At 71.4% G+C, this 24,705-nt stretch carries 23 protein-coding genes and 2 tRNA genes; 17 read left to right on the top strand and 8 right to left on the bottom strand.

Translation table 11 applies throughout. The features are described from left to right. Positions 1 to 29: 29 nt before the first annotated feature. Entirely contained in the window at positions 30 to 1,877 is a 1,848-nt protein-coding gene (locus ACFVSN_RS32545; protein ID WP_387957196.1) for an FUSC family protein, read from the bottom strand. Between the two features lie 355 nt (positions 1,878 to 2,232). Between ACFVSN_RS32545 and ACFVSN_RS32550 the strand changes: the two genes are divergently transcribed. Both ACFVSN_RS32550 and mycP read left to right on the top strand, forming a co-directional pair. After that, positions 2,233 to 2,634 carry a hypothetical protein gene (locus tag ACFVSN_RS32550; RefSeq protein ID WP_387957198.1) on the top strand — a complete coding sequence of 134 codons (402 nt, stop codon included), beginning with the start codon at positions 2,233 to 2,235 and terminating at the stop codon, positions 2,632 to 2,634. A 1,729-nt stretch (positions 2,635 to 4,363) separates the two neighbouring features. Then, positions 4,364 to 5,659 (top strand): type VII secretion-associated serine protease mycosin, encoded by a 1,296-nt coding sequence (mycP, locus tag ACFVSN_RS32555; RefSeq protein ID WP_387957200.1) that lies wholly within the window; start codon positions 4,364 to 4,366, stop codon positions 5,657 to 5,659. Positions 5,660 to 5,766: 107 nt separating this feature from the next. On the opposite strand, the gene ACFVSN_RS32560 is transcribed toward mycP, so the two are convergent. The 3 genes from ACFVSN_RS32560 to ACFVSN_RS32570 all read right to left on the bottom strand — a co-directional run bounded on the left by ACFVSN_RS32560 (position 5,767) and on the right by ACFVSN_RS32570 (position 8,438). Beyond that, positions 5,767 to 6,183 carry a hypothetical protein gene (locus tag ACFVSN_RS32560; RefSeq protein WP_387957202.1) on the bottom strand — a complete coding sequence of 139 codons (417 nt, stop codon included), beginning with the start codon at positions 6,181 to 6,183 and terminating at the stop codon, positions 5,767 to 5,769. Between the two features lie 119 nt (positions 6,184 to 6,302). Then, on the bottom strand, positions 6,303 to 7,991 hold the full coding sequence (locus tag ACFVSN_RS32565) for an alpha/beta hydrolase (protein ID WP_387957204.1): 1,689 nt from the start codon (positions 7,989 to 7,991) through the stop codon (positions 6,303 to 6,305). Between the two features lie 3 nt (positions 7,992 to 7,994). Beyond that, positions 7,995 to 8,438 carry a hypothetical protein gene (locus ACFVSN_RS32570; RefSeq protein ID WP_387957206.1) on the bottom strand — a complete coding sequence of 148 codons (444 nt, stop codon included), beginning with the start codon at positions 8,436 to 8,438 and terminating at the stop codon, positions 7,995 to 7,997. A 157-nt stretch (positions 8,439 to 8,595) separates the two neighbouring features. On the opposite strand from ACFVSN_RS32570, the gene ACFVSN_RS32575 reads away from it, so the two are divergent. Next, the gene (locus ACFVSN_RS32575) at positions 8,596 to 9,912 is read left to right on the top strand and encodes an MFS transporter (RefSeq protein WP_387957208.1); all 1,317 of its coding nucleotides are present in this window, start codon (positions 8,596 to 8,598) and stop codon (positions 9,910 to 9,912) included. 30 nt (positions 9,913 to 9,942) lie between these two features. Here ACFVSN_RS32575 and ACFVSN_RS32580 read toward each other — a convergent pair whose 3' ends face one another. Beyond that, a complete protein-coding gene (locus ACFVSN_RS32580; RefSeq protein WP_380501632.1) occupies positions 9,943 to 10,539 on the bottom strand; it encodes a flavodoxin family protein in 597 nt (198 codons plus the stop codon). 147 nt (positions 10,540 to 10,686) lie between these two features. Here ACFVSN_RS32580 and ACFVSN_RS32585 point away from each other — a divergent pair, with 147 nt between their 5' ends. The 5 genes from ACFVSN_RS32585 to ACFVSN_RS32605 all read left to right on the top strand — a co-directional run bounded on the left by ACFVSN_RS32585 (position 10,687) and on the right by ACFVSN_RS32605 (position 14,588). Beyond that, complete coding sequence (locus tag ACFVSN_RS32585) at positions 10,687 to 11,157, top strand: winged helix-turn-helix transcriptional regulator (protein WP_387595356.1); 471 nt, start codon at positions 10,687 to 10,689, stop codon at positions 11,155 to 11,157. A 117-nt stretch (positions 11,158 to 11,274) separates the two neighbouring features. Then, positions 11,275 to 11,350, top strand: a tRNA-Thr gene (locus ACFVSN_RS32590). Between the two features lie 168 nt (positions 11,351 to 11,518). Beyond that, positions 11,519 to 12,187 (top strand): LuxR C-terminal-related transcriptional regulator, encoded by a 669-nt coding sequence (locus ACFVSN_RS32595; protein ID WP_380444282.1) that lies wholly within the window; start codon positions 11,519 to 11,521, stop codon positions 12,185 to 12,187. A 175-nt stretch (positions 12,188 to 12,362) separates the two neighbouring features. Next, positions 12,363 to 13,325, top strand: a complete 963-nt coding sequence (gene galE / locus ACFVSN_RS32600; RefSeq protein WP_380444284.1) for a UDP-glucose 4-epimerase GalE — start codon at positions 12,363 to 12,365, stop codon at positions 13,323 to 13,325. Between the two features lie 327 nt (positions 13,326 to 13,652). Beyond that, the gene (locus ACFVSN_RS32605) at positions 13,653 to 14,588 is read left to right on the top strand and encodes a LuxR C-terminal-related transcriptional regulator (RefSeq protein ID WP_380444286.1); all 936 of its coding nucleotides are present in this window, start codon (positions 13,653 to 13,655) and stop codon (positions 14,586 to 14,588) included. Between the two features lie 54 nt (positions 14,589 to 14,642). Here ACFVSN_RS32605 and ACFVSN_RS32610 read toward each other — a convergent pair whose 3' ends face one another. Continuing rightward, entirely contained in the window at positions 14,643 to 15,140 is a 498-nt protein-coding gene (locus ACFVSN_RS32610) for a MarR family winged helix-turn-helix transcriptional regulator (RefSeq protein WP_380444288.1), read from the bottom strand. Positions 15,141 to 15,251: 111 nt separating this feature from the next. On the opposite strand from ACFVSN_RS32610, the gene ACFVSN_RS32615 reads away from it, so the two are divergent. Further along, a complete protein-coding gene (locus ACFVSN_RS32615; RefSeq protein WP_380444290.1) occupies positions 15,252 to 16,109 on the top strand; it encodes a methyltransferase domain-containing protein in 858 nt (285 codons plus the stop codon). Positions 16,110 to 16,146: 37 nt separating this feature from the next. Here ACFVSN_RS32615 and ACFVSN_RS32620 read toward each other — a convergent pair whose 3' ends face one another. Both ACFVSN_RS32620 and ACFVSN_RS32625 read right to left on the bottom strand, forming a co-directional pair. Then, complete coding sequence (locus ACFVSN_RS32620) at positions 16,147 to 16,749, bottom strand: TetR family transcriptional regulator (protein WP_380444292.1); 603 nt, start codon at positions 16,747 to 16,749, stop codon at positions 16,147 to 16,149. Between the two features lie 191 nt (positions 16,750 to 16,940). Continuing rightward, positions 16,941 to 17,924: an acyl-CoA desaturase gene (locus ACFVSN_RS32625; RefSeq protein ID WP_387595350.1), complete on the bottom strand. Its 984-nt coding sequence runs from the start codon at positions 17,922 to 17,924 to the stop codon at positions 16,941 to 16,943. A 294-nt stretch (positions 17,925 to 18,218) separates the two neighbouring features. Here ACFVSN_RS32625 and ACFVSN_RS32630 point away from each other — a divergent pair. From ACFVSN_RS32630 to ACFVSN_RS32665, 8 genes are all read left to right on the top strand, one after another. Then, a tRNA-Gln gene (locus ACFVSN_RS32630) sits at positions 18,219 to 18,289 on the top strand. A gap of 155 nt (positions 18,290 to 18,444) precedes the next feature. Continuing rightward, positions 18,445 to 19,899, top strand: coding sequence for a bifunctional UDP-N-acetylglucosamine diphosphorylase/glucosamine-1-phosphate N-acetyltransferase GlmU (gene glmU, locus ACFVSN_RS32635; protein WP_380444296.1), 1,455 nt, complete (start codon positions 18,445 to 18,447; stop codon positions 19,897 to 19,899). Between the two features lie 204 nt (positions 19,900 to 20,103). After that, positions 20,104 to 21,081, top strand: coding sequence for a ribose-phosphate diphosphokinase (locus ACFVSN_RS32640; RefSeq protein WP_380444297.1), 978 nt, complete (start codon positions 20,104 to 20,106; stop codon positions 21,079 to 21,081). Between the two features lie 282 nt (positions 21,082 to 21,363). Next, complete coding sequence (locus tag ACFVSN_RS32645; protein ID WP_380444299.1) at positions 21,364 to 21,951, top strand: 50S ribosomal protein L25/general stress protein Ctc; 588 nt, start codon at positions 21,364 to 21,366, stop codon at positions 21,949 to 21,951. Between the two features lie 113 nt (positions 21,952 to 22,064). Further along, positions 22,065 to 22,646, top strand: coding sequence for an aminoacyl-tRNA hydrolase (gene pth, locus ACFVSN_RS32650; RefSeq protein WP_380444301.1), 582 nt, complete (start codon positions 22,065 to 22,067; stop codon positions 22,644 to 22,646). A gap of 146 nt (positions 22,647 to 22,792) precedes the next feature. Further along, positions 22,793 to 23,113, top strand: coding sequence for a hypothetical protein (locus tag ACFVSN_RS32655; RefSeq protein ID WP_380444303.1), 321 nt, complete (start codon positions 22,793 to 22,795; stop codon positions 23,111 to 23,113). A 117-nt stretch (positions 23,114 to 23,230) separates the two neighbouring features. Next, positions 23,231 to 23,752, top strand: coding sequence for a SigE family RNA polymerase sigma factor (locus ACFVSN_RS32660; RefSeq protein WP_380444305.1), 522 nt, complete (start codon positions 23,231 to 23,233; stop codon positions 23,750 to 23,752). Then, entirely contained in the window at positions 23,742 to 24,698 is a 957-nt protein-coding gene (locus ACFVSN_RS32665) for a hypothetical protein (RefSeq protein WP_387957210.1), read from the top strand. The genes ACFVSN_RS32660 and ACFVSN_RS32665 overlap by 11 nt, the downstream gene beginning before the upstream one ends. Positions 24,699 to 24,705: the final 7 nt, after the last annotated feature.

Here is a 24,705-nt window from a genome sequence, read left to right on the forward strand (position 1 = left end):
GCCCTACGGGGTGAGTAGGGCTGACCGCCCTACGGGGTGAGTAGGGCTTCGAGCTCGTCCGCCGCACGGCCCAGCGCGCTGCGCGCCGGGTCGTGCGGCTTCGTCGGGCGGGCCGCGGGGCCCGTCGGCGGGCGGTGCTCGCGGGCGGCGGCGGTCAGGTCGTCCAGCGCCCGGCGCACCCGGTCGACCTCGGCGGGGTCCGGCACCCGCCCGCCGTACCGGAGCTGCGCCGCGTACGCCGCCACCGCGCCGCCCAGCCGCTCCAGTGCCGCCGTCGCCGGCAGCCACTGCTCGGCGAGCCGGCCGGTCGGGGGCGGTTCGGCGAGGCCCTGCTGCACCTCCAGGCGGGCGTCCGCGAGCGACCGGTACGCGGTGCGGCGCAGCCACACCTCGGCCCGTCCGGCCGTCGTCACGGCGTCCAGGTAGGACCGGAGCGTGGTGGCCGCGTCGACCACGCGCGGCTCGATCCGGTGCCGCGGGCGCTCGGGCCACAGCAGGTAACCGAGCAGCAGGACGATCGCGCTCGCCAGGGCCGTGTCCAGCACCCGCGGCCGGAACTCGGCCGCGCTGCTCTGCCCGCCGAGCTGCAGCAGGAGCAGTGCCATCGGCGTCATCGCGACCGTCGTCAGCCCGTAGTGCGCCGCCGTCGCGTACGGCAACAGGGCCACGCAGAGCGCGGCGACGGCGGTGAGGATCCACTCGTCGGTGGTCACGCCCACGACGGCGGCGGTGAGCGCGACGCCCAGCACGGTGCCGACCGAGCGGCTCACCGCGCGCAGGAACACCGAGCCGAGGTCCGGCTTGAGCACGAACGCGATCGTCATCGGGACCCAGTAGCTCTTGCTCAGCGGGTAGTTGGCGGTGACCGCCGCACCCACCGCGATGCAGAGCGCCACGCGCAGCCCGTACGCCACCGAGCCGCGCGACAGCAGGCGCGCCCGGATGCGCCACGGGTCGGGCGGCGGCGCGGGGGCGGTGCCGAGCACCACCTCCCGGCCGGCCACCGTGTCCGCGGCGGCGCGCAGGGCGGCGTCCAGGGCCTGGCGAGCGGGGGTGTCGGGGCGCCAGTCGGGGACGGTGATCTCGCTGCCGCCCTGTTCTATGGCGCGTGCGAGGCGGACAGGGACGTCGGCGACCTCGGGCGGGACGGGGCGGCGCGCCCACAACAGGCCGGTGGCCGCCTCGGAGGCGGCCAGGGCGGCCTCGTACCGGGGATCGGTCCGGTCAGGGTGGAAGTCCTGCACCTGGTTCAGCCGGGCCGTCAGGACCCGGCGCGAGGCCGGACCCTGCGGGGTGCCGAGATCGGCCAGCATGCGGCCGAGCGCGTCGTACGCGGCGGCCAGGGCGCGGTCGCGCTCGTCGACGTGACCGGCCGGCAGCCCGAGGACGAGGACGAACGCCGCACCCGCCAGCATCATCGGCGCCGCCGCCCACCACGGATGCGGCAACGGCATCCCGCTCCCCAGCGCCGTCGACACCAGCAGCAGCATGCCGGCGGCGGAACCGCGCGGGCCGGTGGCGCTGAGGGCGCCGGACACGAACGCGGTGACGGTGAGCGCCGCGCCGAGGACCAGCGGCGAGACGTGGACGTACTGCAGCACCGTCCCGATCAGCATGCCGAGGGCGGACGCCAGCAGGGCCGTCCCGATCCGCCGCACCCGCAAGCCGTTCGGCTCGGCCCGGTCGTTCATCGTCGCGTGCATCGCCCCGAGCCCGGCGAACACCCCGAGATCCAGCCGGTGCGAGAGGAGCCCGACGGAGAGCGGCACCCCCATCCCGGCAGCCGCCCGCACCACCAACGCACCCGGGAACACGACCCGCGTCGGCCGCACGGCCCGGGCCCACCAGGCGGTGGCGGGGATCTCCTCGACAGGCATGCGGTCACGTCCGTTCTGCGGCCAGGGGTCGCTGCTGTGCGACATTGCGCGGCAGATCGGGTCGTACACCGCGATCCTACCGGCCCGAGCGCGCCCGCCCGCCCGTTCGTACCGATCGCACCCAAGCGCACCAAGGCTGACGGTGCCGATCGCTAGCATGACCCGTACCGGCAACCGGTCGGGGTGGTGGCGTTGCCGACAGTGACTACAAGGCTCAGTAGTTGACGGTGTGTTGCGGACCGCCATCCGCAGCGGGGGAGAGGTGTTCGCTGTGCCAGGAGAAGTCCCGCCCGGTCCCAGGCCGAAGCCGGACCAGCCCGTGGGGGTACCAGAGACGCCCAACGTCGCGGACCTGGTGTCCGCGTTCGGCAAGCAGGACGTCAAGGTGGAGCTCGACACGCTGACGGCGTTCGCCAACAAGATCGAGGCACTGCTGCAGACGATGGAGGGCTCGGCGGCGGCACCCGACAAGGTGCAGGCGCAGAAGCTGACGGGGAAGGTTCTGATCAGTGGCGCCTACAGCGAGCATGTGGTGGAGGCGACGGCTCTAATGGGTGCCTACGACAAGGTTCACACCCAACTCGTCAAGCTCCACTCGGACTTCGCGTCCCAGATCGAGGCGATGAAGACGGCGGTCGCAAAGACGGCCGGCAATTACGCGGGCAATGAGCAGGCCACGGCTGACGCGCACAAGACCGTGCACGCGAACCTGGGCGGTGCGGGCGGAGCAGCGTCGAAGAGCATCGAGGGGCTGTGACGAATCGCAGGCGTCGGACGGACACAGGGGGAGCGGGTAGATGACAGGCGGAACGAACTTCCATCAATACGAACACGCCCAGCTCAGGGACATGGTCCGTTCGACGGACGCAGCGACCGTGGTGGACCGCGGCGTACACCTGCAGGCGGCCGGACAGGTACTGAAAGACCTGAGCGCAGCACTCAAGTCGCACGTCGACGGCGTCGGCTGGGAAGGACCGGCCGCTGAGAGCTTCAGGACCTGGGCCGGGAACCTGCAGAAGTCCGCCATATTGCTCGGCGACTACTCCACCAAGGCCGGCGATGCTTTGCTGCAGGCAGGTGAGGCTCTCAGCCTCGCCAAGGCCGCCGTGCCCGAACCTCCGCGTGCGGAGATCACGTTGCTCGCGACGGCCACGAGTCAGCGACAGATCCTGCCGGCCACTGGATATACGCAGGCTGCTTCCAGCCAGACTCCGGACTTCAGTGTGAAGGACAACTGGATCAGCGACGACCGGGCCGCGGTAGCAGCGTCGAATATCGATCGGGAACATCAGGAAGCCATCCGCCAGATGGAGAAGCTGGCGCAGGCCTACTCTGCGGCCAGCACGATGCTGAACTCGTTGGAGGAGCCGACCCTGCCGGGGACGCCGGATAAGAGCCAGTATGGCTTCGTTGACTACTCATCGGGGGGTGGTGGCGCGACAGGCTCAGATGGTGCCGTTCGTCAGTCTCACGGGAGCCCGGGCATCGAGGGGGAGAGCAACCGACCGGTTCCGCGAAGTTACAACGGTGGTTCGGTGGTGCTCCACCAGACGGCGCTAGGCCCACATGGACTGGGAACAGCGGGCTATACCAGTCCGGTCTCTTCACGTGGCGGCGAGGGGCCTCTGCCGCAAGAGCAGGGTGTCTACACGCCGCCTTCAGATCCGCAGCTCCCCATCCTCCGTCCTGGCACGGGCCTGGATGGCCTGGCGACCGTACCGGCCATGCCAGATCAGAGCAGTCCGGTCGTTCCCGTCGAGGGTGGGAACCTGCCGTTCGACGGGCTGGGCGGGTTCCCCGGGCGCTCGGGTGGCGGAGGTAACAGCGGCTTCCCGATCGGTGGCCCGGTTCCGGTGGGCGCTTCCCCAGGGAATAGTGGATCGATGCCAGGCAGGAGCGGCGGTTCGGTTCCCGGCCGTGCAGCTCCCTTCGGTGGGAGATCCCTTCCGGGGGAGCCCGGTACGCCTGGGCTACCCACCGGGACGGTCTTCGGCTCCCGCGAGGCTCAGCCGGGTCGTTCGGGACCATCCGGTGTGCCAGGGATGGGTGGAATACACCCCGGAGGGGTTGGTCACGGAGCGGGCGGTTCGGCTGGGGGTACGCGAGGCCGAGGCTTGACCTCGACCCCGGGCGGGACAGTTGGAGGGCGCAAAGGCCCTTCCGCTAACGGTGAGTTCACTCCTGGTGGGACCGGTCTGTTCAGGCGGGCTGGGGCCGCCGAGGGCGCGGCCCGTTCTGGCCAGAACGGCATGATGGCACCGGGCACGCCGGGAAACGGGGCGGGGAGGAGCGAGCGCGACCGCCGCCAGCGGGCTGACTACCTGCACGAGGACGAGGAGACCTGGATCAGGGGTACGCCGCACAGCAACCCGAACGTGGTTGAGTAGAACTGGCCTGACTGCCTGGTCGCTTGAACACTCTAGTGGCCGAGCAGACCTATCCGGGGTACAGCCCTCGGCTGGCGGGGAGACTGACGAGGAGAACTGATGCGCCGGACGAATGGGCGGGTCTTGGCCGGAGCGCTGCTGGCGGCCAGCATTGTGGTCGGCCCAGCTGTTGCTCCGGCCGCTGCTGATGGTTCGATTCGTGATGACCAGTGGCATCTGGATGCGATGCGCGCTTCCGAGATGTGGACGACATCGACCGGACAAGGCATTACGGTTGCGGTGATTGACACTGGGGCTAAGTTCGAACACCCGGACTTGGCGGGTCAGTTGCTACAAGGGAAGGATCTCAGCGGTAGTCCTGGCGGGGTTGGGGACGACTCGACCGGTCACGGGACGGGGATTGCGAGCCTCATCGCCGGATCGGGCAAGGGAATGGGAGGCAAGGGTGCCTACGGCCTGGCTCCGGGCGCCAAAGTCCTTCCGGTGAAGATCAAGAATGGTTCAGAGGGTGGCTCGGTCAGTTCGCCCGTTTTCCTTGACCAGATCGGACAGGCAATTGATTACGCGGTCGACCAGGGCGCCAAGGTCATCAACATTTCGCAGGGAACGGCGGCAGTTGCGACATCCCCTGATGACGTGGCGAAGTTGACCGCTGTGCTTGCTCGTGCGGCGGCGAAGGGTTCGTTGGTGGTCGCGAGTGTCGGGAACAGTGCGCAGGATGGAAATCTGCTGGAGTACCCGGGCGGCTTGCCTTACGTCGTCGGTGTTGGGGCTGTCGACAAGAATTTGACGACGACGGCTGAGTCCCAGCAGGGGCCGCAGGTTGATCTCGTGGCGCCTGGTATGGACATCATCGGGGCTTGCACCGGGCCTACGGGCTATTGCAAGAGCCACGGCACGTCGGCTGCGACCGCGCTGGTTTCCGCCTCGGCGGCCCTGGTGTGGGCCGTGCACACCGACTGGACGGCGAACCAGGTGTTGCGCGTGCTCATCAACACCGCGGGTAAGCCGACGGATGGCTCTAGCCGCAATGACAATGTCGGTTACGGTGCGGTACGGCCTCGCATCGCTTTGACCACGCCGGGCGATCCAGGGCCGGCGGATGTGTATCCGATTCCGAGCAAGACGGCTCCGCTGCCGTCGGCTTCGCCGTCGTCGATCGCCACTTCTGCCCCCGGGGCCTCACCCGCAGCAGCGACGAACGGCAGTTCGCCGGAAGCAACGCCAATCGCGGATAAGGCATCCGATTCGGGCAGTGTGGTGCTGCCGATTACGATTGCGACGGTCGCCGGACTGGTGCTGGTGGCAGGCGTGGTGTTCTTCGTTGTGCGGAAGCGGAGTGCGGCTGTCAAGGCTACGGCCTATGCGCCACCGGGGACTCCGCGAGTCCGATGACGACACGGTCAATCCCGATCGAAATGATCAGCGGCCCTCGCCCGGACGAGCGAGGGTCGCTGCTTGGCGGGTGTACAGCCGCGGACTCGGTAGCGGTCGCCGCCGTGTCAGGTTGGCGGATTCCCGTCCGGCCAGACACAAGGCGAGACGACGGTCAGTGAGAGATTATGGCTCGCGCCTGAGGTCCCGTCGAAGACTGCGAGGAAGTTGTCCTTGGGGTTTTTCAACCTCACCCATTCAGAGTGGGAGCCGGCGCCTTCCGGGACGGGCTGAAATCCCTCCCCAGTCAGGAAGGTTCGGAAGGCATCGGTGGCCTCTGTCTTGTTTTCAAGCGGGACGTCTCCGAAGTCGTACCCGCGTGAGGTTTCCTTCCTGCCGTGCGGTCCCGCGTCGTTGTGATCGCACTCCAGGTCGCTGAATGATCCAGAGGTTGCGGTGGGCTTGACGGGCAGCTTCGTCAGAATGTCCGCGAGGTAGGTGTCGATCTGCTTTTTTGCCTGGTCCAGCGTGATGGTGGGCTTCATCCGTTCCTGGACGGTTGTCGCGCCACAGGAGCTCAGGGTCAGCACTGTAATCGCCAGTAGGGCGTGAATAGTTGTCCGGCTGGGCCGGGATGGGGCTGTGGCTGAGTGAGCAGCGTCGGTCATGAGAGCGGCACTCCGGCGATGATCTTTCCCATGGCTTCGAGGGACGTCGACTTGTCCTTCCAGTAGTCCGAATGGCCCGTTCCCGGGTCGGTTGGGATCACCTGCGCACCGAAGTCGGGGACGCTCGGGTCCCGCCCGTGGATCAGGTGGTGGTCGGGGTTGTCCATGAATCCGCCCCAGGTGAGCAGATTGTCGTGGGCGTTGCTCGCTGCCTTGCTCACCTCCAAGGGGGGTGAGTACTTGATGGGATCGGCGTCGCCTTGTGCCGCGAAGACGTGGGACGGGTCGACGCCGAGATCGCTGGCATGCTCTACGCCGACGCCGGGGCTCGCGATCAGGACGACGTTGTCGACCGGCAGGCCCTTGTCGCGCAGGGCGTACCCGATGGTCGTGGTTCCGTAGCTGTGGGCGAGGAGCGTGTTGTTCGACGGCTGTCCCTCATGCGTGGCCCGAAGGCCCCGCTGGAAGCTCTGCAGCTTGTCCTCTGCGTTCTTCGCGTAGATGTCGTCCATCGCCTCGGGTGCTAGTGACTGCGGAGCGTCATAGCCGACCCAGGTGATCGACGACGTCGTCCTCGAGTTCCTCGCCTGCTTGTTGGCAGTGTTTGCCGAGGAGACCATTCTGTCCGACCGGTCGATGTCGCCACTTATTTGACCGAGTCGCGCGGTGGTGCCGGGGACGTACGTCGAGACGTTGTCGGCGGTGTCGGGATTGTTGACCGCGACAATGGCGTGACCGTTGCCGATGGTGTCGAAGCCCAGCAGGTACGTAGGGGGATGCGTGCCGTCGACAGGGGTGGTCAGCCGCTTGGCGATGGCGTTCGAGCCCGCGAGCTTTTCCGCAAGGAGAGCCTTCGTCCTTTCCCACTCGTCGTGATCGGGGTTGGAGACGGCCCCGTTCATGCCTGCGATCTTCTCGGGTGGTTCGGGGCCCAGGTGGTCGAGTTGGATCTGGAGGTCTTGCCTCGCTTGCCGCAGGGTGATGCGGTTCGCCTGGTCGCGGGCGATGGCGGGAACGCCGTCTAGGTTCCCGATCCGGTCGGGCTGGTCGCGGACGAGTCTCTGCCGTTGGTCCTCGGTGAGGCCGTTCCACCATGATGTGACGCTGTTCGGGTCGGTGCCCACGGCGGGCACCTGTTCGGCAGCCTGATCCTTCGCCACGGTCGCGGCATCCAGGCCGTTGCTCGCGTTGGCGGCGAAGTGGTTCAGGCGGGTGCTGATTTCCTGGTCGGCATGGGAGGCTTCGTTGAGTGCGGCGGTGATGCGGTTGCTGATGGCAGTCGCGGTCTGCTCGGCTCCGGTGCCGGCGAAGTTCGGTGAGGTGGGTTCGTTGTCCCACGTTATGCGGCCGTCAGGGGCCACGTTGAGCTTGGCCTTCTTGGCATCGTCGAGGGCGTTGACCAAGTGGGACTGGGCCAGCGCGAATTGTTCGGCGGCGTTGGCGAGCGCCTTGCTGACGAAGGAGAGTTCCTGATGGGCGGCTTGGAGCTCGCCACCGAAGTCCCCTATTCGGCCCTGGGCCGTTACGGAAGTGCTCCCGGTCCAGTGTGAGACGCTCAGTTTGTCGGCGACCTCGTGTTGCCAGGACTCCATGTGCTTGCCGAAGGCGGAGAACAGTGTGTCGATGGCGGTCTTGGCCGTGATGATGTTGTTGAGGTTGGCGTTGTAGAGCGTCGCGATGTCCATCGGCTACCTGGCCTTCCGCTCGGAGGCGGCGCGCGACTTCTCGGTGGCCGTGGATGTTTCGCCGACCACCACGGTGCCGAAGGGATCGGGCTCGGCCGGGACCGGCATTCCACGGCCCTGACCTTGCAGATGCGCGTAGACGCGCTGCTCGCCCTGCCGGTAGACGCCGGCTGTCTGGACGAGCTTGGAGCCCAGGTCGCCCATGTCCTTGCCGAGCTTGTCCAGAAGAGCCTTCCAGTTCGTGCTACAGCTCTGCAGGGCGGCGCCGGTCTGCCAGCCCTGCAGGCCGGCGGCCGCCTGGGTGCACGGTTCGGCGATCTTCGCGGTCTCAGCCGGGATCTGGCTCGCGATGAACTGGGCGCTCTGCCCGCAGCCTTCCAGCGCGGCCGGGTCGACCCTGAACTCGGAGGCTAGATCTGGATTCGGCACGGTGTCCCCCCTATGCATGCCGGCAGAGTGAGCCCTGCTCGAACAGTTGTCGTCGTGTCGCGAGTCTGTCAGGGGCGCTCGGATCGCGCATGAGTATCGCTACTCAGGGGCGTGCGCCGGGGTCACTCGGGTGGGGGCTGGGGGTGGGGTGGGTGGGGTGGGCAGGGTTGGGGGCATGGGTGTGCAAGTGCGGCGGGCGGCGGCTGCGGCTCTGATCGGGACCGCGATCGAGTTCTATGACTTCTTCATCTACGGGACGGCGGCGGCGCTCGTCTTCGGGGCGGTGTTCTTCCCGGGGTTGGGGGCGGTGGGGGCGCTGTTGGCGGCGTTCTCGGTGTACGCGGTGGCGTTCCTGGCGCGGCCGTTGGGGGCCGTGGTGTTCGGGCACTTCGGGGACCGGTTGGGGCGGAAGACGACGCTGGTGGTGTCGCTGCTGCTGATGGGGGTGGCCACGGCGGCGGTGGGGGTGTTGCCGGGGTTCGGGGTGTGGGGGTGGTGGGCGCCGGTGGCGCTCGTCGTGTTGCGGGCGTGTCAGGGGGTCGGGCTCGGCGGGGAGTGGGGTGGGGCTGCGCTGTTGTTGGCGGAGCACGCGCCGGCCGGGCGGCGCGGGCGGTACGGGGCGTTCCTGCAGCTGGGGCCGACGGTCGGGTTCGTGCTCGCGAACGGGGTGTTCCTGCTGGTGCAACTCGGCCTGGACGAGCGGGCGTTCAGGGAGTGGGGGTGGCGGGTCCCGTTCGTCGCCTCGCTCGCGCTCGTCGCGGTCGGGCTGTTCATCCGGCTGAAGGTCGAGGAGTCTCCGCTGTTCCGCGGGCAGGAGGCGGGCCGGGCCGGGCTGCCGGTGGCGGAGGTGCTGCGCGGGCACTGGCGCACGGTGCTGGTGGGCTGTGGCGTGATCACCGTGGGGTACGCGCTGTTCTACCTGACCACGACGTACGCGCTGGCGTACGCGGCGACCGGTCTCGGGGTGCCGAGCACCGTGCTGCTGCCGATGCTGCTGGTGGGCGCGGTGGGCATGGGCGCGGCCGGGTGGACGACCGCGGGGCGCAGTGACGGCTGGGGCCGGCGGCGGACGATGCTGTGGGCGACGGTGTTCGCGACGGCCTGGTCGCTCGTCGAGTTCCCGCTGCTGGAGACGGCGCGCCGGCCGCTGATGTTCGTGGCGCTGGCCGGGGCGATGGTGGTGCTGGGTGCCCTGCTGGGGCCGGTCGCGGCGTTCCTGCCGGAGCTGTTCCCGACCCGGGTGCGCTACACGGGCGCGGCGCTGACGTACAACCTGGGCGGCGTGGTCGGCGGGGCGCTGACGCCGCTGGTGGCGACCCGGCTGACGGCGGCGTACGGGACGGCCGAGCTGGTCGGCTGGTACGTGGCGGCGCTGGGCGTGGTGGCGGTGCTGTGCTTGCGGCTGCTGCCGGAGACGTGCGGTGCGGAGCTGGGGTCGGTGGACGGCGAACGCCGCCGGGCGCCCCTGCTGGGGACGGATCCGGCGGCGTAGCCGACAGGCGGTGCGGCAGGTGCGGCGCGGTCAGCCGGCCAGGGCGGCGCGGCCGGCCAGGACGACCGCGGTGTGCTTGGCGACGCGCCCGCCGAGGTGCTCGGCGGTCGCGATGTCGGCCTTGTGGACGGCCTCGGCGCCGGCGTCGGCCGGCGAGGAGGCGGCGGCGCCGCTGAAGAAGCCGAGGCGGTTGAGGTCGTTCTCGCTGGCGGTGGTGGCGTTCCAGCCGGGCTTGAGGCCCAGGTTGACCCAGTTCATGCCGTGCTGGGCGGCGAGGGTCTGGAAGTAGCCGAGGGTGCCGGCCTTGTCGCCGCTCTTGGAGGCGGAGTTGGTGAAGCCGGCCGCGACCTTGTCCTGCCAGACGTCGCCGAACCAGCGCTTGCTGGTGGCCTCGGCGAAGACGTGGAAGGCGCCGGACGCGGTGCCCATGTAGGTGGGGGAGCCGAAGACGATCGCGTCGGCGGCGTCGAGCTGGGCCCACTGCTCGTCGGTGATGGTGTCGACGGCGATCGAGACGACCTCGGCACCGCCGGCGGCGGCACCGCGGGCGACGGCCTCGGCGATGACGGCGGTGTGGCCGTAGCCGGAGTGGAAGGCGATGGCGACGGTGGGGCGGATGGCGGTCATGCGGGCACTCCTGTACGGGCGGCGGTGGCCCGGGGGACGAAGAAGGAAGGGGACGACGGGCCTCGGCCCGCTTGGTCTCCAATATAGACCAAGTCTCCAATGGTTACCAAGGGGGGATTGGAGACCGACGGAGCTACCCTGGGTGTCATGACGACGGAGGAAACGGCCCGCGCCGACATCGGGTGGCACCGGGAGTCCTGGGACTCCCGGGAGCCCCAGGGATCCCAGGAGCACGTGCAGCGGGAGGAGCTGGAGCTCAACGTCTTTGCCCAGCTCTGTCCCAGTCGCGAGATGTTCGCCGAGCTGGCCGACAAGTGGTCGCTGCTGATCCTGATGAGCCTGGCCCTCTGCGGCCCGCAGCGGTTCTCCGAACTCCAGCGCGGGATCGGCGGGGTCAGCCGCAAGATGCTCACCCAGTCGCTGCGCACGCTGGAGCGCGACGGCCTGGTGCGCCGCACGGTCCACCCGGAGACGCCGCCGCGCGTGGTCTACGACCTGCTGCCGCTCGGCCGGGAGCTGGCCGAACTGGTCTCGCCGCTCGGCCGCTGGACGGAGCGCCGCGCCAAGCAGATGCTCGCGGCCCGCGAGGTGTTCGACGCGGCGCACGCCGAGGCGTGAGGGCGACGGAAGGGGGCGGAGGGGGCGGAGGGGGCAGGTCGGAGCCGATTTCCCTTCCGGGCCGACGGCCGTGTAATGTCTTCCTTGTTCGACCGGCCCGGCGGAAACGTCCGGCAAGCCCCTATAGCTCAGTCGGTAGAGCGTCTCCATGGTAAGGAGAAGGTCTGCGGTTCGATTCCGCATGGGGGCTCCACTCGAAGACCCTCGCCTGAAGGCGGGGGTCTTTCGCGTTCCCGGCCCGGCCGGGCCGCCGACACGCGGTGGCCTAGCGAGTCGGGTACGGAATGCGCTGTGATGGTGCGTCATCGGCCGCCCGCCCGTGGGGAGCGGGCGCGAGCCGGACCCCGACCGGGAGGGCGTCATGGGCGTTCGACTCGTGGTGGTCGACGACCACCGGCTGCTGGCCGAGGCACTCGCGACCGCGCTCCAGCTGCGCGGTCACCGGGTGCTCGCGGTCGGCTCGCCGGCGGGCGTGGCCGCCGACCTGGTGGCCGGGCGCAGGCCCGAGGTGTGCCTGCTCGGCGTGGCCGCGCCGGCCGAGCCGGGCGCGTTCGACGGGCTGCGCCGGATCCGCCGGGAGCGGCCCGAGGTGGCCGTCATCGTGCTCGGCCCGGTGGGTGAACTGCGCGGTGTGGCCGGGGCGTTCGCGGCCGGGGCGGCGGGCTACGTGCCGAGCGACGAGCGGATCGAAGTGGTCGAGCGGGCGATCGGGCGGGCCCGGGCGGGCGAGGCGGCGGTGGCCGTGGACGTGCTGCGCGGCGCCTTCGACCAGCTGCTGCGGCCGGCCGCCGAGCCGGACGACGAAGCCGTCCGGCTGCTGCGCCTGCTGACCCGCCGTGAGGTGCAGGTGCTGGCCCGGATCGCGGACGGCGAGGACACCGCGGCGATCGCCGCCGGGATGCGGATCGCCGCGAGCACGGCCCGGACGCACGTCCAGCGGGTGCTGATGAAGCTGGGCGCGCGGACCCGGCTGGAGGCGGCGGCGGTGGCCGCCAGGACCGGCCTGCTGGAGCGGATGGCCTCCGACTGAAGGCGTGCGCCGGAGGGCGATGAAGGGCACCGGAGGGAGCTGCCGCGGGCGGTCGCGGGGGCCGCGGACCCTGGTCCGGAGCACCCCCGGAGGGCAGGGAGAATAGGCGCCAGTCGTTCGCACGTTTCCGATGGCCCCGCCGATCCGGCGGCCATCGCCCGCTGGAGGTCTCATCATGAGTAAGTACCTGGTCACGGGTGGCGCCGGCTACGTCGGCAGTGTGGTGGCCGCTCACCTGCTGGAGGCGGGGCACCAGGTGACCGTCCTGGACGACCTCTCGACGGGTTTCCGCGAGGGCGTTCCGGCCGGTGCCGAGTTCGTCGAGGGCCGGATCCAGGAGGCCGGCAAGGTGCTGGACGGCTCCTTCGACGGCGTGCTGCACTTCGCCGCCTCCTCGCAGGTCGGCGAGTCGGTCGTGGACCCGGAGAAGTACTGGCGCAACAACGTGGCCGGCTCGCTGGAGCTGATCAGCGCGATGCGCGAGGCCGGCGTGCGCAAGCTGGTGTTCTCCTCGACCGCCGCCACCTACGGCGAGCCGGAGGTCGTGCCGATCGCCGAGACCGCCCGCACCGCGCCGACCAACACCTACGGCGCCACCAAGCTCGCCGTCGACCACCTGATCACCAGCGAGGCCGTCGCCCACGGCCTGGCCGCGGTGTCGCTGCGCTACTTCAACGTGGCCGGCGCGTACGGCGCCTACGGCGAGCGGCACGACCCCGAGTCGCACCTGATCCCGCTGGTCTTCCAGGCCGCGCTGGGCCAGCGCCCGCACATCGCGGTGTACGGCGACGACTACCCGACCCCGGACGGCACCTGCATCCGCGACTACATCCACGTCGCCGACCTGGCCGACGCGCACCTGCTGGCGCTGGACGCCGCCAAGCCGGGCGAGCACCTGATCTGCAACCTGGGCAACGGCAGCGGCTTCTCGGTGCGCGAGGTGATCGAGTCGGTCAAGCGCGTCACCGGCCGCGAGATCCCGGTGCAGGTGTCCGGGCGCCGCGCCGGCGACCCGGCGGTGCTGGTGGCCTCCGCCGAGCGTGCCCACGACGCCCTCGGCTGGACGCCGCGCCGTCCGAACCTGGACGACATCGTCGCCGACGCCTGGAAGTTCACGCTGGAGAAGAACGGCCTGTAAGCGGGCCGAGCTCGAAGGAACCGCAGGCGCCGCCCCGGACCTCCCGGGGCGGCGCCTCGGCGTTCTCCTGGACGCCCCCGCGACACCGGTCGGAAAGTGGCGCGGACGGATCGAATCCAGTCACGTGCGCACCTCCTGACGAAACTTCACCAAACCGCCACGAGCGCGTCCCCAGGCCCGTACGCTGAATGCGGTACCGGTTGGGGGTGGCGCGCGTTCGGCCCCGCCGGCCACCGGTGGGCGGGCGGAACGGAGTGCCGCATCCGCGGGCGCCGGGGCCGGTCCCCGCCCCGGGCTCGGGCCGGTCTGAGCAGGGGGGTAGTGACGATGGGGCGGATCCGCGTCCTGGTGGTCGACGACCACCGGATCTTCGCCGAGGCCCTGGCCGCGGCGCTCGCCGCCGAGCCCGACGTCGAGGTGGGCGCGGCGGGCAGCGCGGCCGCCGCCGAGCGCGCCCTGGAGCGCGCCGCCGTCGAGGGGCGGGCCTTCGACGTCGTCCTGATCGACGCCGACCTGGGCTCCGAGGCGGCCGTGCCGCCGGGCCCGCGCAAGCCCGTCCGCGCGGGTCCCGAGCCGCTCGACCCGGCCCGCCGGCGCCCGCCCCCCGTGGTGGCGCCGCCGCGCCGCCCGGCCGTGCCGCCGACGGGTCCGGGTGGACGCTCGGCGGATCCGCTGCGGCCCGATCCCCAGCGCACCGAGCACGTCCGCGCCGAGCACGTGCGCACCGACCAGCTGCGGCCGGTCGCCCCGCCGCCGGACGGGATCACGCTGCTCGGCCGGGTCCGCCGCGGCCACCCGGGGCTGCGCGCGATCGTCCTGGCCACCGCCGACGACCCGCACCGCGCCGCCCGGGCCCTGCACGCGGGCGCCACCGGCTGGGTGGCGAAGGAGAGTTCGCTGGCGCGGCTGCTCGCCGTCGTGCGCGGGGTGCTGCGCGACGAGACGCACCTGCCGCCGGCGCTGCTCACCGGGGTGATCCGGGAGCTCACCACCGCCCGGCGCGACCGCACCGAGAGCGAGCGCCTGGTGGACACGCTCACCCCGCGCGAGAAGCAGATCCTGCGCTGCATGGTCGCGGGCCTGGGCCGGCAGGCGGTCGCCGAGCGGCTCTACCTGTCCCCGCACACCGTCCGCACGCACATGCAGAACGTGCTCGGGAAGCTCGGCGTGCACTCGACCCTGGCCGCCGTCGCGGTCGCCCGCCGGGCGGGGGTCAGTCCCGCGGAGCCCGCCGCGCCGCCGTCCGTCGCCTCCACCAGCTGAGACGAGCCGAACCCGGCCGGAGCCGGCGGCCGCGGCGGCGGGCCGGTCCGCCGGTCAGCCCGGGATGTTGTCGAAGGGGGCGACCAACAGCCGCAGCAGACCGGCGAGTTCGCCCTGCTGGCCGGCGGTGAGCTGGGCGAGGAGTTCGCGCTCGTGGGCGAGCAGTCCGGCGAGGGCCTGGTCGGCGCGGTCGCGGCCGTCGTCGGTCAGGCGGACCAGGACGCCGCGGCGGTCGTCGGGGTCGGGCAGGCGCTTGACCAGGTTCTTGCCGGTGAGCCGGTCGATCCGGTTGGTCATGGTGCCGGACGTGACGAGGGTCTGGGTGAGCAGCTGCCCGGGCGAGAGCTGGTAGGGGGAGCCGGCGCGCCGCAGGGCCGTCAGGACGTCGAACTCCCAGGGCTCCAGGCCGTGCTCGGCGAAGGCGGTGCGGCGCGCGCGGTCCAGGTGCCGGGCGAGCCGGCTGACCCGGCTGAGCACCTCAAGCGGCTCCACGTCGAGGTCGGGGCGCTCCCGGCGCCATGCTGCGACCAGCCTGTCGACCTCGTCCTCCATGACGATCAGTGTATCGGTGGATGTGTCGATGTGAAGTCTCTTGACATCGAGAAATGTGCCAGCGAGGCTAAAAGCAGATATCTTGATGTCGAGATACTTTCGAGGTGTGCCATGCCCGCTCCTGCCTGGGACCCGGCCCAGTACCTGCGCTTCGCCGACGAACGGACGCGCCCGCTGCGCGATCTGCTCGCCCGCGTCCCCGCCCTGCCGCACGAGCCCGCCGCGACGATCCTGGACATCGGCTGCGGGCCCGGCAACTCCACCGCCGTCGTGCGCGAGCGCTGGCCGCAGGCCAGGATCACCGGCGTCGACAACTCCGCCCCGATGCTGGAGACCGCCCGTACGCAGGGCGAGCCGAGCGCCGCGTACGTCCTCGCCGACGCCGCGGAGTACGACCCGGCCCCGGCCGGGCCCGACCTGATCGTCTCCAACGCGGCCCTGCAATGGATCAACGCGGAGGAGCGCCGGCCCCGACGGGGACCCTCCGCGCCGAAGGCGGGCGAGGAGGGACGGTTGGACGGCCACCTGGCGCTCCTGCCGCGCTGGGCGGAGGCGCTCAGGCCCGGCGGCGTCATCGCCTTCCAGGTGCCGGGCAACTTCGACGCGCCCAGCCACACGCTGCTCGCCGGGCTGCGCCGCAGTCCGCGCTGGGCCGACGTCCTCGGCGACGACGCCACCCGCGCCGGCGTCCACGAGCCCGGGCGGTACCTCGACGTGCTCGCCGGGGCCGGCTGCGCCGCCGACGTCTGGGAGACCACCTACAGCACGCTGCTGACCGGCCCGGATCCCGTTCTGGAATGGACGAAGGGCACCGCCCTGCGGCCCGTGCTCGCCCGGCTCGCCGACCCGGAGCGGCGGGCCGCCTTCCTCGCCGAGTACGGGGCGCTCCTGCGCGAGGCCTACCCGGCCGGGCCGCACGGCACGGTCTTCCCGTTCCGGCGGATCTTCGCGGTCGCGACGAGGCGGTAGGCGGGCGGGGCGCGGAACCCGGCCGGCGACCCGCCGGTCAGAGCTTGCGATCGCCGACCAGGTTCGGGTGCCGTTCCAGGCCCTCCAGCCCGTGCCAGGCCAGGTTCACCAGGTGCGCCGCGACCTGCGCCTTGTCCGGCTTGCGGACCTCCAGCCACCACTGCCCGGTCAGCGCGACCATCCCGACCAGCATCTGCGAGTACATCGGGGCCAGCCGCGGGTCGAACCCGCGGGACTTGAATTCCAGCCCGAGGATGTCCTCCACCTGCGTCGCGATGTCGCTGATCAGCGAGGCGAAGGTGCCCGTCGACTGGGCCACCGGCGAGTCCCGGACGAGGATCCGGAAGCCGTCCGTCGAGGTGTCGATGTAGTCCATCAGCGCGAACGCGGCCTGCTCCAGGAGCTCGCGCGAGTGCCCGCCGGTCAGCGCCCCGGTGACCATGTCCAGCAGGAGCTGCATCTCGCGGTCCACCACCACCGCGTACAGCCCCTCCTTGCCGCCGAAGTGCTCGTACACCACCGGCTTCGAGACCCCGGCCCGCTCGGCGATCTCCTCCACCGACGTGCCGTCGTAGCCGCGCTCCGCGAAGACCGTCCGGCCGATCTCCAGCAGCTGCTCGCGCCGCTGCTTGCCGGTCATCCGCACCCGCCCGCCGCGGCGGCGGGGCCCCGCCGCGGCCGCACCCCGGGGCGCGGCCCCGTCCGCCGGGGCAGCGGCACGCGGACGGGCCTGCGCCGCTCCGGGCGCCGCGTCCGTCCGCGTGCCGTCGTGACCGCCTGTGCTGTCTGCGCTGCTCCCGTTCACCCCTACATCATGCTGGAAGCGCGCCCTCATGCGGCGCGGCGGGCGGCGATCCGCTGTGCGTCCGGCCAGCGGACGTCCCGGACCCAGCCGGCCAGCTCGAACCAGCGGATCAGCCGGGCCGAGGAGTCGATCTGTCCGCGCAGGACGCCGTGCCGGGCGGAGGTCGGGTCGGCGTGGTGCAGGTTGTGCCAGGACTCGCCGCAGGAGAGCACGGCCAGCCACCAGACGTTGCCCGAGCGGTCCCGGGAGCGGAACGGGCGGCGGCCGACGGCGTGGCAGATCGAGTTGATCGACCAGGTCACGTGGTGCAGCAGGGCGACCCGGACCAGCGAGCCCCAGAAGAACGCGGACAGCGCGCCCTGCCAGGACAGCGTCACCAGCGCGCCGACCAGCGCGGGCAGCAGCAGGGAGATCGACGTCCAGAGCCAGAACAGCCGGGAGATCCGCCGCAGCGCGGGGTCGTTGACGAGGTCCGGCGCGTACTTGAGCTGCGGGGTCTGCTCCTCGTCGAACATCCAGCCCATGTGCGCCCACCACAGGCCCTTCAGAAGCGCGGGCAGGCTCTCCCCGTAGCGCCACGGCGAGTGCGGGTCGCCATCCTTGTCGCTGAAGCGGTGGTGCTTGCGGTGGTCGGCCACCCAGCGCACCAGCGGGCCCTCGACGGCGAGGCTGCCGACGACGGCGAGGGCGAGGCGCATCCGGCGGCCGGCCTTGAAGGCGCCGTGGGTGAAGTAGCGGTGGTAGCCGACGGTGATGCCGTGGCAGGTGAGGAAGTACATGGCGACGGTGACCACCACGTCCGTCCAGCCCAGGCCGCGGCCCCAGGCGATCGGGACGGCCGCCAGCAGGGCCGTGAACGGCACGACGATGAAGAGGGCGAGCGCGAGGCGCTCGGCGAAGCCCTGGCGCTCCCCGCCACGGGTGGCGGACAGCATCGCGGGGGACGGTTCGGAGGAGTCGCTGGGCGGCGCGGTGGAACCGGCGCGCGCCTCACCGGCCTGGATGGTCATGTTCTCGTCCCTCGACGGGGGCCCTCTGCGGGCGGGGGTGGGAAGGCTACGGTGCCGTAACCTACGGCATCGTAGGTTGCGTTCCGTGGCGAAGGGAACACACCGCCGCACGGCGCTTGAGTGAATTCACCCGACTGGATGGATGAACCGCCGTCCCGGTGGTGGAGCGTCACACGCGCCGGAGACGGACCGCGCGGCGGCGGGCGCGGGTCGGCCATGGAGGTAGATGTGGAGCCGCATACCCCGTAGTCTTGCCCCAGCGCGCCTCCGGCGACCTTCGGGCCGGCGTGCCGGTCCCGGATCGTCTAAGGGCAGGACAGCTGGTTTTGGTCCAGCTTATGGGGGTTCGAATCCTCCTCCGGGAGCACTCTGAGCGGCCCCGGCCCGGTATTGCGGCGGGCCAGGGGGTGGCTTTTCGGCCACTTTCCTCGCACTATCCTCGAACTGCCAGGGCTTATGTGCGGATCCTCGCCCCTGGCCGCTCTGCCCTCTCTGTGAACCGACCGAGGAGCCTCCCCGCATGGGTGCCAATTCGCTTGCCGCCGTTGTCGTTCTTGCCGCCGGTGGCGGGACACGGATGAAGTCGAACAAGCTGCCCAAGGTGCTGCACGAGGTGTGCGGACGGACGCTGGTCGGTCACGCCGTCTCGGCGGCGCAGGAGTTGACGCCGGGGCAGCTGGTCGTCGTCGTCGGCCACCAGCGGGAGCAGGTCGAGGAGCACCTCGCGGCGCACTACCCGGCCGCCCGCCCGGTCGTCCAGCACGAGCAGAACGGCACCGGGCACGCGGTGCGCACGGCGCTGGAGGCGCTCGCCGCCGACGGCGTGGTACTGGACGGCACCGTGATCATCACCGCCGGCGACTCGCCGCTGCTGACCGGGGCGACGCTGCGGCGCCTGGCCAGGGCGCACGCCGAGCAGGAGAACGGCGTCACCGTGCTGACCGCCGTGGTGCCCGAGCCGTTCGGCTACGGCCGGATCCTGCGCGACGAGGACCGCTCGGTGGCCGCGATCGTCGAGGAGAAGGACGCCACCGACACCCAGCGCCTGATCACCGAGATCAACTCCGGGGTCTTCGCCTTCGACGCCAAGCTGCTGACCGCCGCGCTGGCCGAGCTGACCACGGACAACTCGCAGGGCGAGGAGTACCTGACCGACACCCTGCAGATCCTGCGCGAGGCCGGGCACCGGGTCGGCGCCGTCGTGGCCGAGGACCCGCGGGACATCCTCGGCATCAACGACCGCGTGCAGCTCGCCCAGGCCCGCCGCCTGCTCAACGACCGCCTGCTGGAGCGCGCGATGCGCGAGGGCGTCACCGTGGTCGACCCGGCGACGACCTGGATCGACGTCCAGGTGACGTACGAGGCGGACGCCGTCGTGCTGCCGAACACCCAGCTGCAGGGCGCCACCCACCTCGGCGAGGGCTGCGAGGTCGGCCCGAACTCGACCCTGCGGGACACCCGGGTCGGCGCCGGCGCCGTTGTGAGCAACACCACGGCCGACCGAGCCGAGGTGGGCGAGCTGGCCAGCGCCGGCCCGTACGCCTACCTGAGGCCGGGCGCCAAGCTGCTGCGCAAGGCGAAGGTCGGCACCTACGTCGAGGTCAAGAACTCCGAGCTCGGCGAGGGGGCCAAGGTGCCCCACCTGTCGTACATCGGCGACGCCACCATCGGCGAGGGCACCAACGTCGGCGCGGCCTCGGTCACGGTGAACTACGACGGCGTCAACAAGCACCGCACGGTCATCGGCGCGCACTGCCGGACCGGCTCGGACAACATGTTCATCGCACCGGTCACGATCGGTGACGGCGCCTACACCGCGGCCGGCTCGGTCATCACCTCCGACGTTCCGCCGGGCGCGCTCGGCGTGAGCCGGGCGCAGCAGCGCAACATCGAGGGCTGGGTGGAGCGCAAGCGCCCCGGGACCGCATCGGCGCAGGCCGCGAAGGTTGCGACGGACGGGGCGGCGGAAGCCTGACGGGACGCGCGGGCGTCCGAGGGGCGGTCCCGGGGCGGACGGTTTCTGCGCGGGCGCGTAACCTTGGGGACATACGTGCGCCACTGGGCTTACCGCCCGTGTCCAGGCGTACCGACATTCCCCGAACCCATCTTGCGTGCGGGCTGCGCCTGCTCGCGTTGGATGGTCGGGGTTCAGCGTCCGCAAACGCGAGGAGACGGTGCAGTGAGCGGGATCACGACGTCGGGCGAGAAGAAGCTGAAGCTCTTCTCCGGCCGTGCCCACCCGGAGCTGGCGAAGGAGGTGGCCGCGGCGCTGGGGACCGAGCTGGTTCCGACCAAGGCCCTGGACTTCGCCAACGGCGAGATCTACGTCCGCTTCCTGGACTCCGCGCGCGGTGCGGACTGCTTCGTGATGCAGAGCCACACGGCTCCCATCAACCAGTGGATCATGGAGCAGCTGATCATGATCGACGCTCTGAAGCGGGCCTCCGCCAAGAGCATCACCGCGATCCTGCCGTTCTACGGCTACGCCCGCCAGGACAAGAAGCACCTCGGCCGCGAGCCCATCTCGGCCCGCCTGGTCGCCGACCTGCTGCGCCAGGCCGGCGCCGACCGCCTGATGGCCGTGGACCTGCACACCGCGCAGATCCAGGGCTTCTTCGACGGCCCGGTCGACCACCTGTTCGCGCTGCCGCTGCTGGCCGACTACGTGGGCGAGCGGGTCGACCGCGACAAGCTGACGATCGTCTCGCCGGACGCCGGCCGGGTGAAGGTGGCCGACCAGTGGTGCGACCGCCTGGACGCGCCGCTGGCGATCATCCACAAGCGCCGCGACATGACCCAGGCCAACACGATCCTGTCGGCCGAGGTCGTCGGTGACGTCAAGGGCCGGGTCTGCGTCCTGGTCGACGACATGATCGACACCGCCGGCACGATCTGCGCCGCCGCCGACGCGCTGTTCGACAACGGCGCCGCGGACGTCCTGGTCGCCGCCACCCACGGCGTGCTCTCGGGCCCGGCCGCGGACCGCCTGAAGAACTCCCGGGTCAGCGAGTTCGTGTTCACCAACACGCTGCCGACCCCCGCCCAGCTCCAGCTGGACAAGATCACCACGCTGTCCATCGCCCCGTCGATCGCCGCCGCGATCCGCGAGGTGTTCGAGGAGGGTTCGGTCACGAGCCTCTTCGAGGGCGTGCACTGACGAAGGCCCGCGCAGGCGGCCCCGGTCCGGAACGGGCCGGGGCCGCCGTCGATTTCGCGGGAGGGCACAGGTGCGGTTAGACTCGTGAAACTGCTCGGCGAGGGATGCCGTGTGCCCGCTCGACGGGTGCCCGCTCCGTGATCGACGCGCTGCCGGTGCCGGTTCCCCGGACCCTGGCAGAGGTCGTTGCCGCCGAGTGACCCCCAACGTACTGAGGGTGTGGTCCCGGCGGTTTTTCGCGTTGCCTGCACCCCCGCGCCGTTCTTCACGAGGAGTGCAGTCGTGTCCGAGATCCGCCTTGCCGCTGAGACCCGTTCCGAGTTCGGCAAGGGTGCCGCCCGTCGCGCCCGCCGCGCCGGCTTCGTCCCCGGTGTCGTCTACGGCCACGGCCACGCCCCGGTTCACCTGAACCTGCCCGGCCACGACCTGATGATGGCCCTCAAGACCCCGAACGCCCTGCTGGTCGTCCCGATCGAGGGCAAGGACGAGTACGTCCTGCCGAAGGCCGTCCAGCGCGAGGCCATCAAGCGCACCATCGAGCACGTCGACCTGCTGCTCGTGAAGCGCGGCGAGAAGGTCACCGTCGAGATCCCGGTCCTCACCGAGGGCGAGCTGGCCCCGGGCGGCAACCTGCTGGAGCACGTCCTCAACGCGCTGCCGATCGAGGCCGAGGCCACCCACCTGCCCGAGTCCGTCACCGTCTCGGTCGAGGGCCTGGAGGCCGGTGCCTCCATCCACGCCAAGGACATCGTCCTGCCGGCCGGCGTCACCCTGGCCGTCGACGCCGACGCCGTCGTGCTGCAGGTCATCGGCGCCCAGGCCGCCCCGGCCGAGGACGAGGCCGCCGAGGCCGAGGGCGCCGAGGCCTGAGCCTCGCGCTGACGACTGCTTGAGACCGCTGCCCCGGTCGCTCCCTCTGGAGCGGCCGGGGCAGCGGTGTGTCCGGGAAGATGGCGTGGAGCGCGAGGGCGAGGAGTAGGGACATGGCGGAAGAAGCGTACGAAGGGCCGTGGCTGGTCGTGGGGCTGGGGAACCCGGGCGAGCAGTACGCCCGGAACCGGCACAACATCGGCTTCATGGTGGTCGACCTGCTGGCGCAGCGGATGGGCGCCAAGTTCAAGGCGCACAAGAGCCGGGCGCAGGTCGCCGAGGGGCGGCTGGTCGGCAAGCGGGTCGTGCTCGCCAAGCCGATGTCGTTCATGAACCTGTCCGGCGGTCCGGTGACGGCGCTGCGCGACTTCTACAAGGTCCCGGCGGCCGGGATCGTGGCGGTCCACGACGAGCTGGACATCGACTACGCGGCGCTGCGGCTCAAGCTCGGCGGCGGCGACAACGGGCACAACGGCCTGAAGTCGATCACCAAGTCGCTCGGGCCCGACTACCACCGGATCCGCTGCGGCATCGGCCGCCCGCCGGGCCGGATGGAGGTCGCGGACTTCGTCCTCAAGGACTTCTCCGGTGCCGAGCGCAAGGAGCTGGAGTGGTTCGTCGACCGCTCGGCGGACGCGGTGGAGGCCCTGCTGTCGGAGGGCCTGGAGCGGGCGCAGGGGACGTACAACTCCTGACGGCGTGACCGGGGGTCGAGGCGACGCGCCGGGTCGGCAACAGTCGTACAACGCTTGACGTTCCACACCTGAATAGGTGTGAGAACCCCGTGCGCGATCGGATAGCGTCGGTCCCGGTACGCGAACGGGTCCTGGGGAGTAGCTCGATGCGGAGATTGCGTCCGGTCCGCCGACTGCGGCGGATCCGGGTGATGCGGTTGCGGCGGTTCGGCCGGCGGATCGGCACGGCCGGTGCGCTGGGGGCGGCGGGGATGCTGCTGTCCAGCGGCGTGGCACACGCCGATCCGGTGGCGGAGCCCGACCAGGCGGCGTCGCCGGAGCCGGCGGCCGCGCAGTTCGCGCCGGTGCTCGGCGATTCGGTCGGGCCGGACGCCGGGCTGCTGGCGGTCGGCGGCGGCCTGGTGGTCGTGGCCGGCGGTGCCGCGCTGTGGCTCAAGCGCCACCGCGCCGGCGGATCGCCCGAGTAGGGGGAAGAACGGCTCACGGGCCGGGGTCCACGCACGTGGACCCCGGCCCTTTCGCGTGCCCGGAATCCCGGGCGCCGGCTTGTCATCCGTTTCCGGCGGGCGGGGCGTCCTGTGGGTATGAAGCGCGAATCGATGAGCCCGGGGGGCGTCGACGGGGACCCGTTCGACGAGTTCGTCGCGGCGCGGTACCAGGCGCTGCTGCGCGGTGCCTTCCTGATCACCGGCGACGTCCACGACGCCCGGGACCTGCTGCACGACGCGTTGGCGCGGGTGTACGCCAAGCGGTCGGCCATCCGGGAGCCGGCGGCGACGGAGGGGTACGTGCGCCGGACGATGATCCGCACGCACGTCTCGCGGTGGCGCCGGACCAGGCGCGAGGTGCTGACCTCCGCTCTGCCGGACGGGCCGGCGGCCCAGGAGGCCGAGCGGGACGAGGAGTTGGCGGCGGCCCTGGGGGCGCTGCCGCGGCGCCAGCGCGCGGCGGTGGTGCTGCGGTACTACCTCGACCTGCCGGTGGCGCAGGTGGCGGAGGAGCTGGGCTGCACGGTGGCGACGGCCAAGACCCACCTGGCGCGGGCGGTCAGGACGCTTCGGCAGGAACTGGAACCGGCTAAGGAGTTGGTGGGACGTGAGCGCTGAGGACGGGTTCGAGGAGGAGCTGGCCCGCCGGCTCGGGCTGCGGGCGTCGGCGGTCGGCGGCAGCCCGCCGCTGGCCGCGCTCAAGGCGGCCGGGCGGCGGCGGGCACGGCAGCAGGGCGCGGTGCGGGGCGTGACGGCGGTCGCGGTGCTGGCCGTCGGCGCGGGGGCGCTGACGCAGCTGGGCGGCGGGGGGACGGCCTCGGACGAGCGCGTGGGCGGAGGGCCGGCCGGGGCGCCGACGGGAGGGGCGGCGTCGCCGTCGGCCGGGCGGAACTCCGGCAAGGGGCGGATGGTCTTCGGGTGCGACGCGGGGCCGTCCTCGCTGCGGACGCCGGGCCAGCACTGGCACCCGACCGACCTGCCGACGGGCCCGCCGAGGATCACGCCGACGTCGACGACGCCGCCGGTTTCGCCGTCGCTCACCCCGCCCCCGTTCACCCCGCCGTCGTTCACGCCGCCGTCGTTCACGCCGCCGTCGTTCACCCCGCGGTCGGGCCTGCCGTCGACGGGCTCGCCGTCGACGCTGTCGTCGGCCCAGCTGCTGCAGCTCGACCTCGCGCGCGCGAGCGAGGCCGTCGACAAGGTGGGGACGGAGAGCTACGCGGACCACTACTTCGGCGTCTGCCGCGACCCCGGCCTGAACACCCTCTACGTGATGCGCGTCCCGGGCGACGGCGCCCTGGACGACGCCGTGACGCGAGCACTGGCCGACTGGCCCACCGTCAAGCTGCAGTTCACCGCCGCGGTCGGCTCGTACGCCGAACTGCGGGAGCTCCAGGACCGGATCGACGGTGACCGCGCCTACTGGAAGGACAAGGGCGTGCAGCTGGAGTTCGTGCAGGTCGCCAACGACGGCTCCGGGGTGGTGGTCGACACTCCGCAGTGGGAGTCCGCCGGGGCGCAGATCAAGGCGAAGTACGGCTCCAAGGTGGCCGAGGTCCGCTAGAGGAGCG

The sequence above is a fragment of the Kitasatospora sp. NPDC057904 genome (genome assembly GCF_042887925.1).
In the GTDB taxonomy this organism is placed as follows: Bacteria; Actinomycetota; Actinomycetes; order Streptomycetales; family Streptomycetaceae; genus Kitasatospora.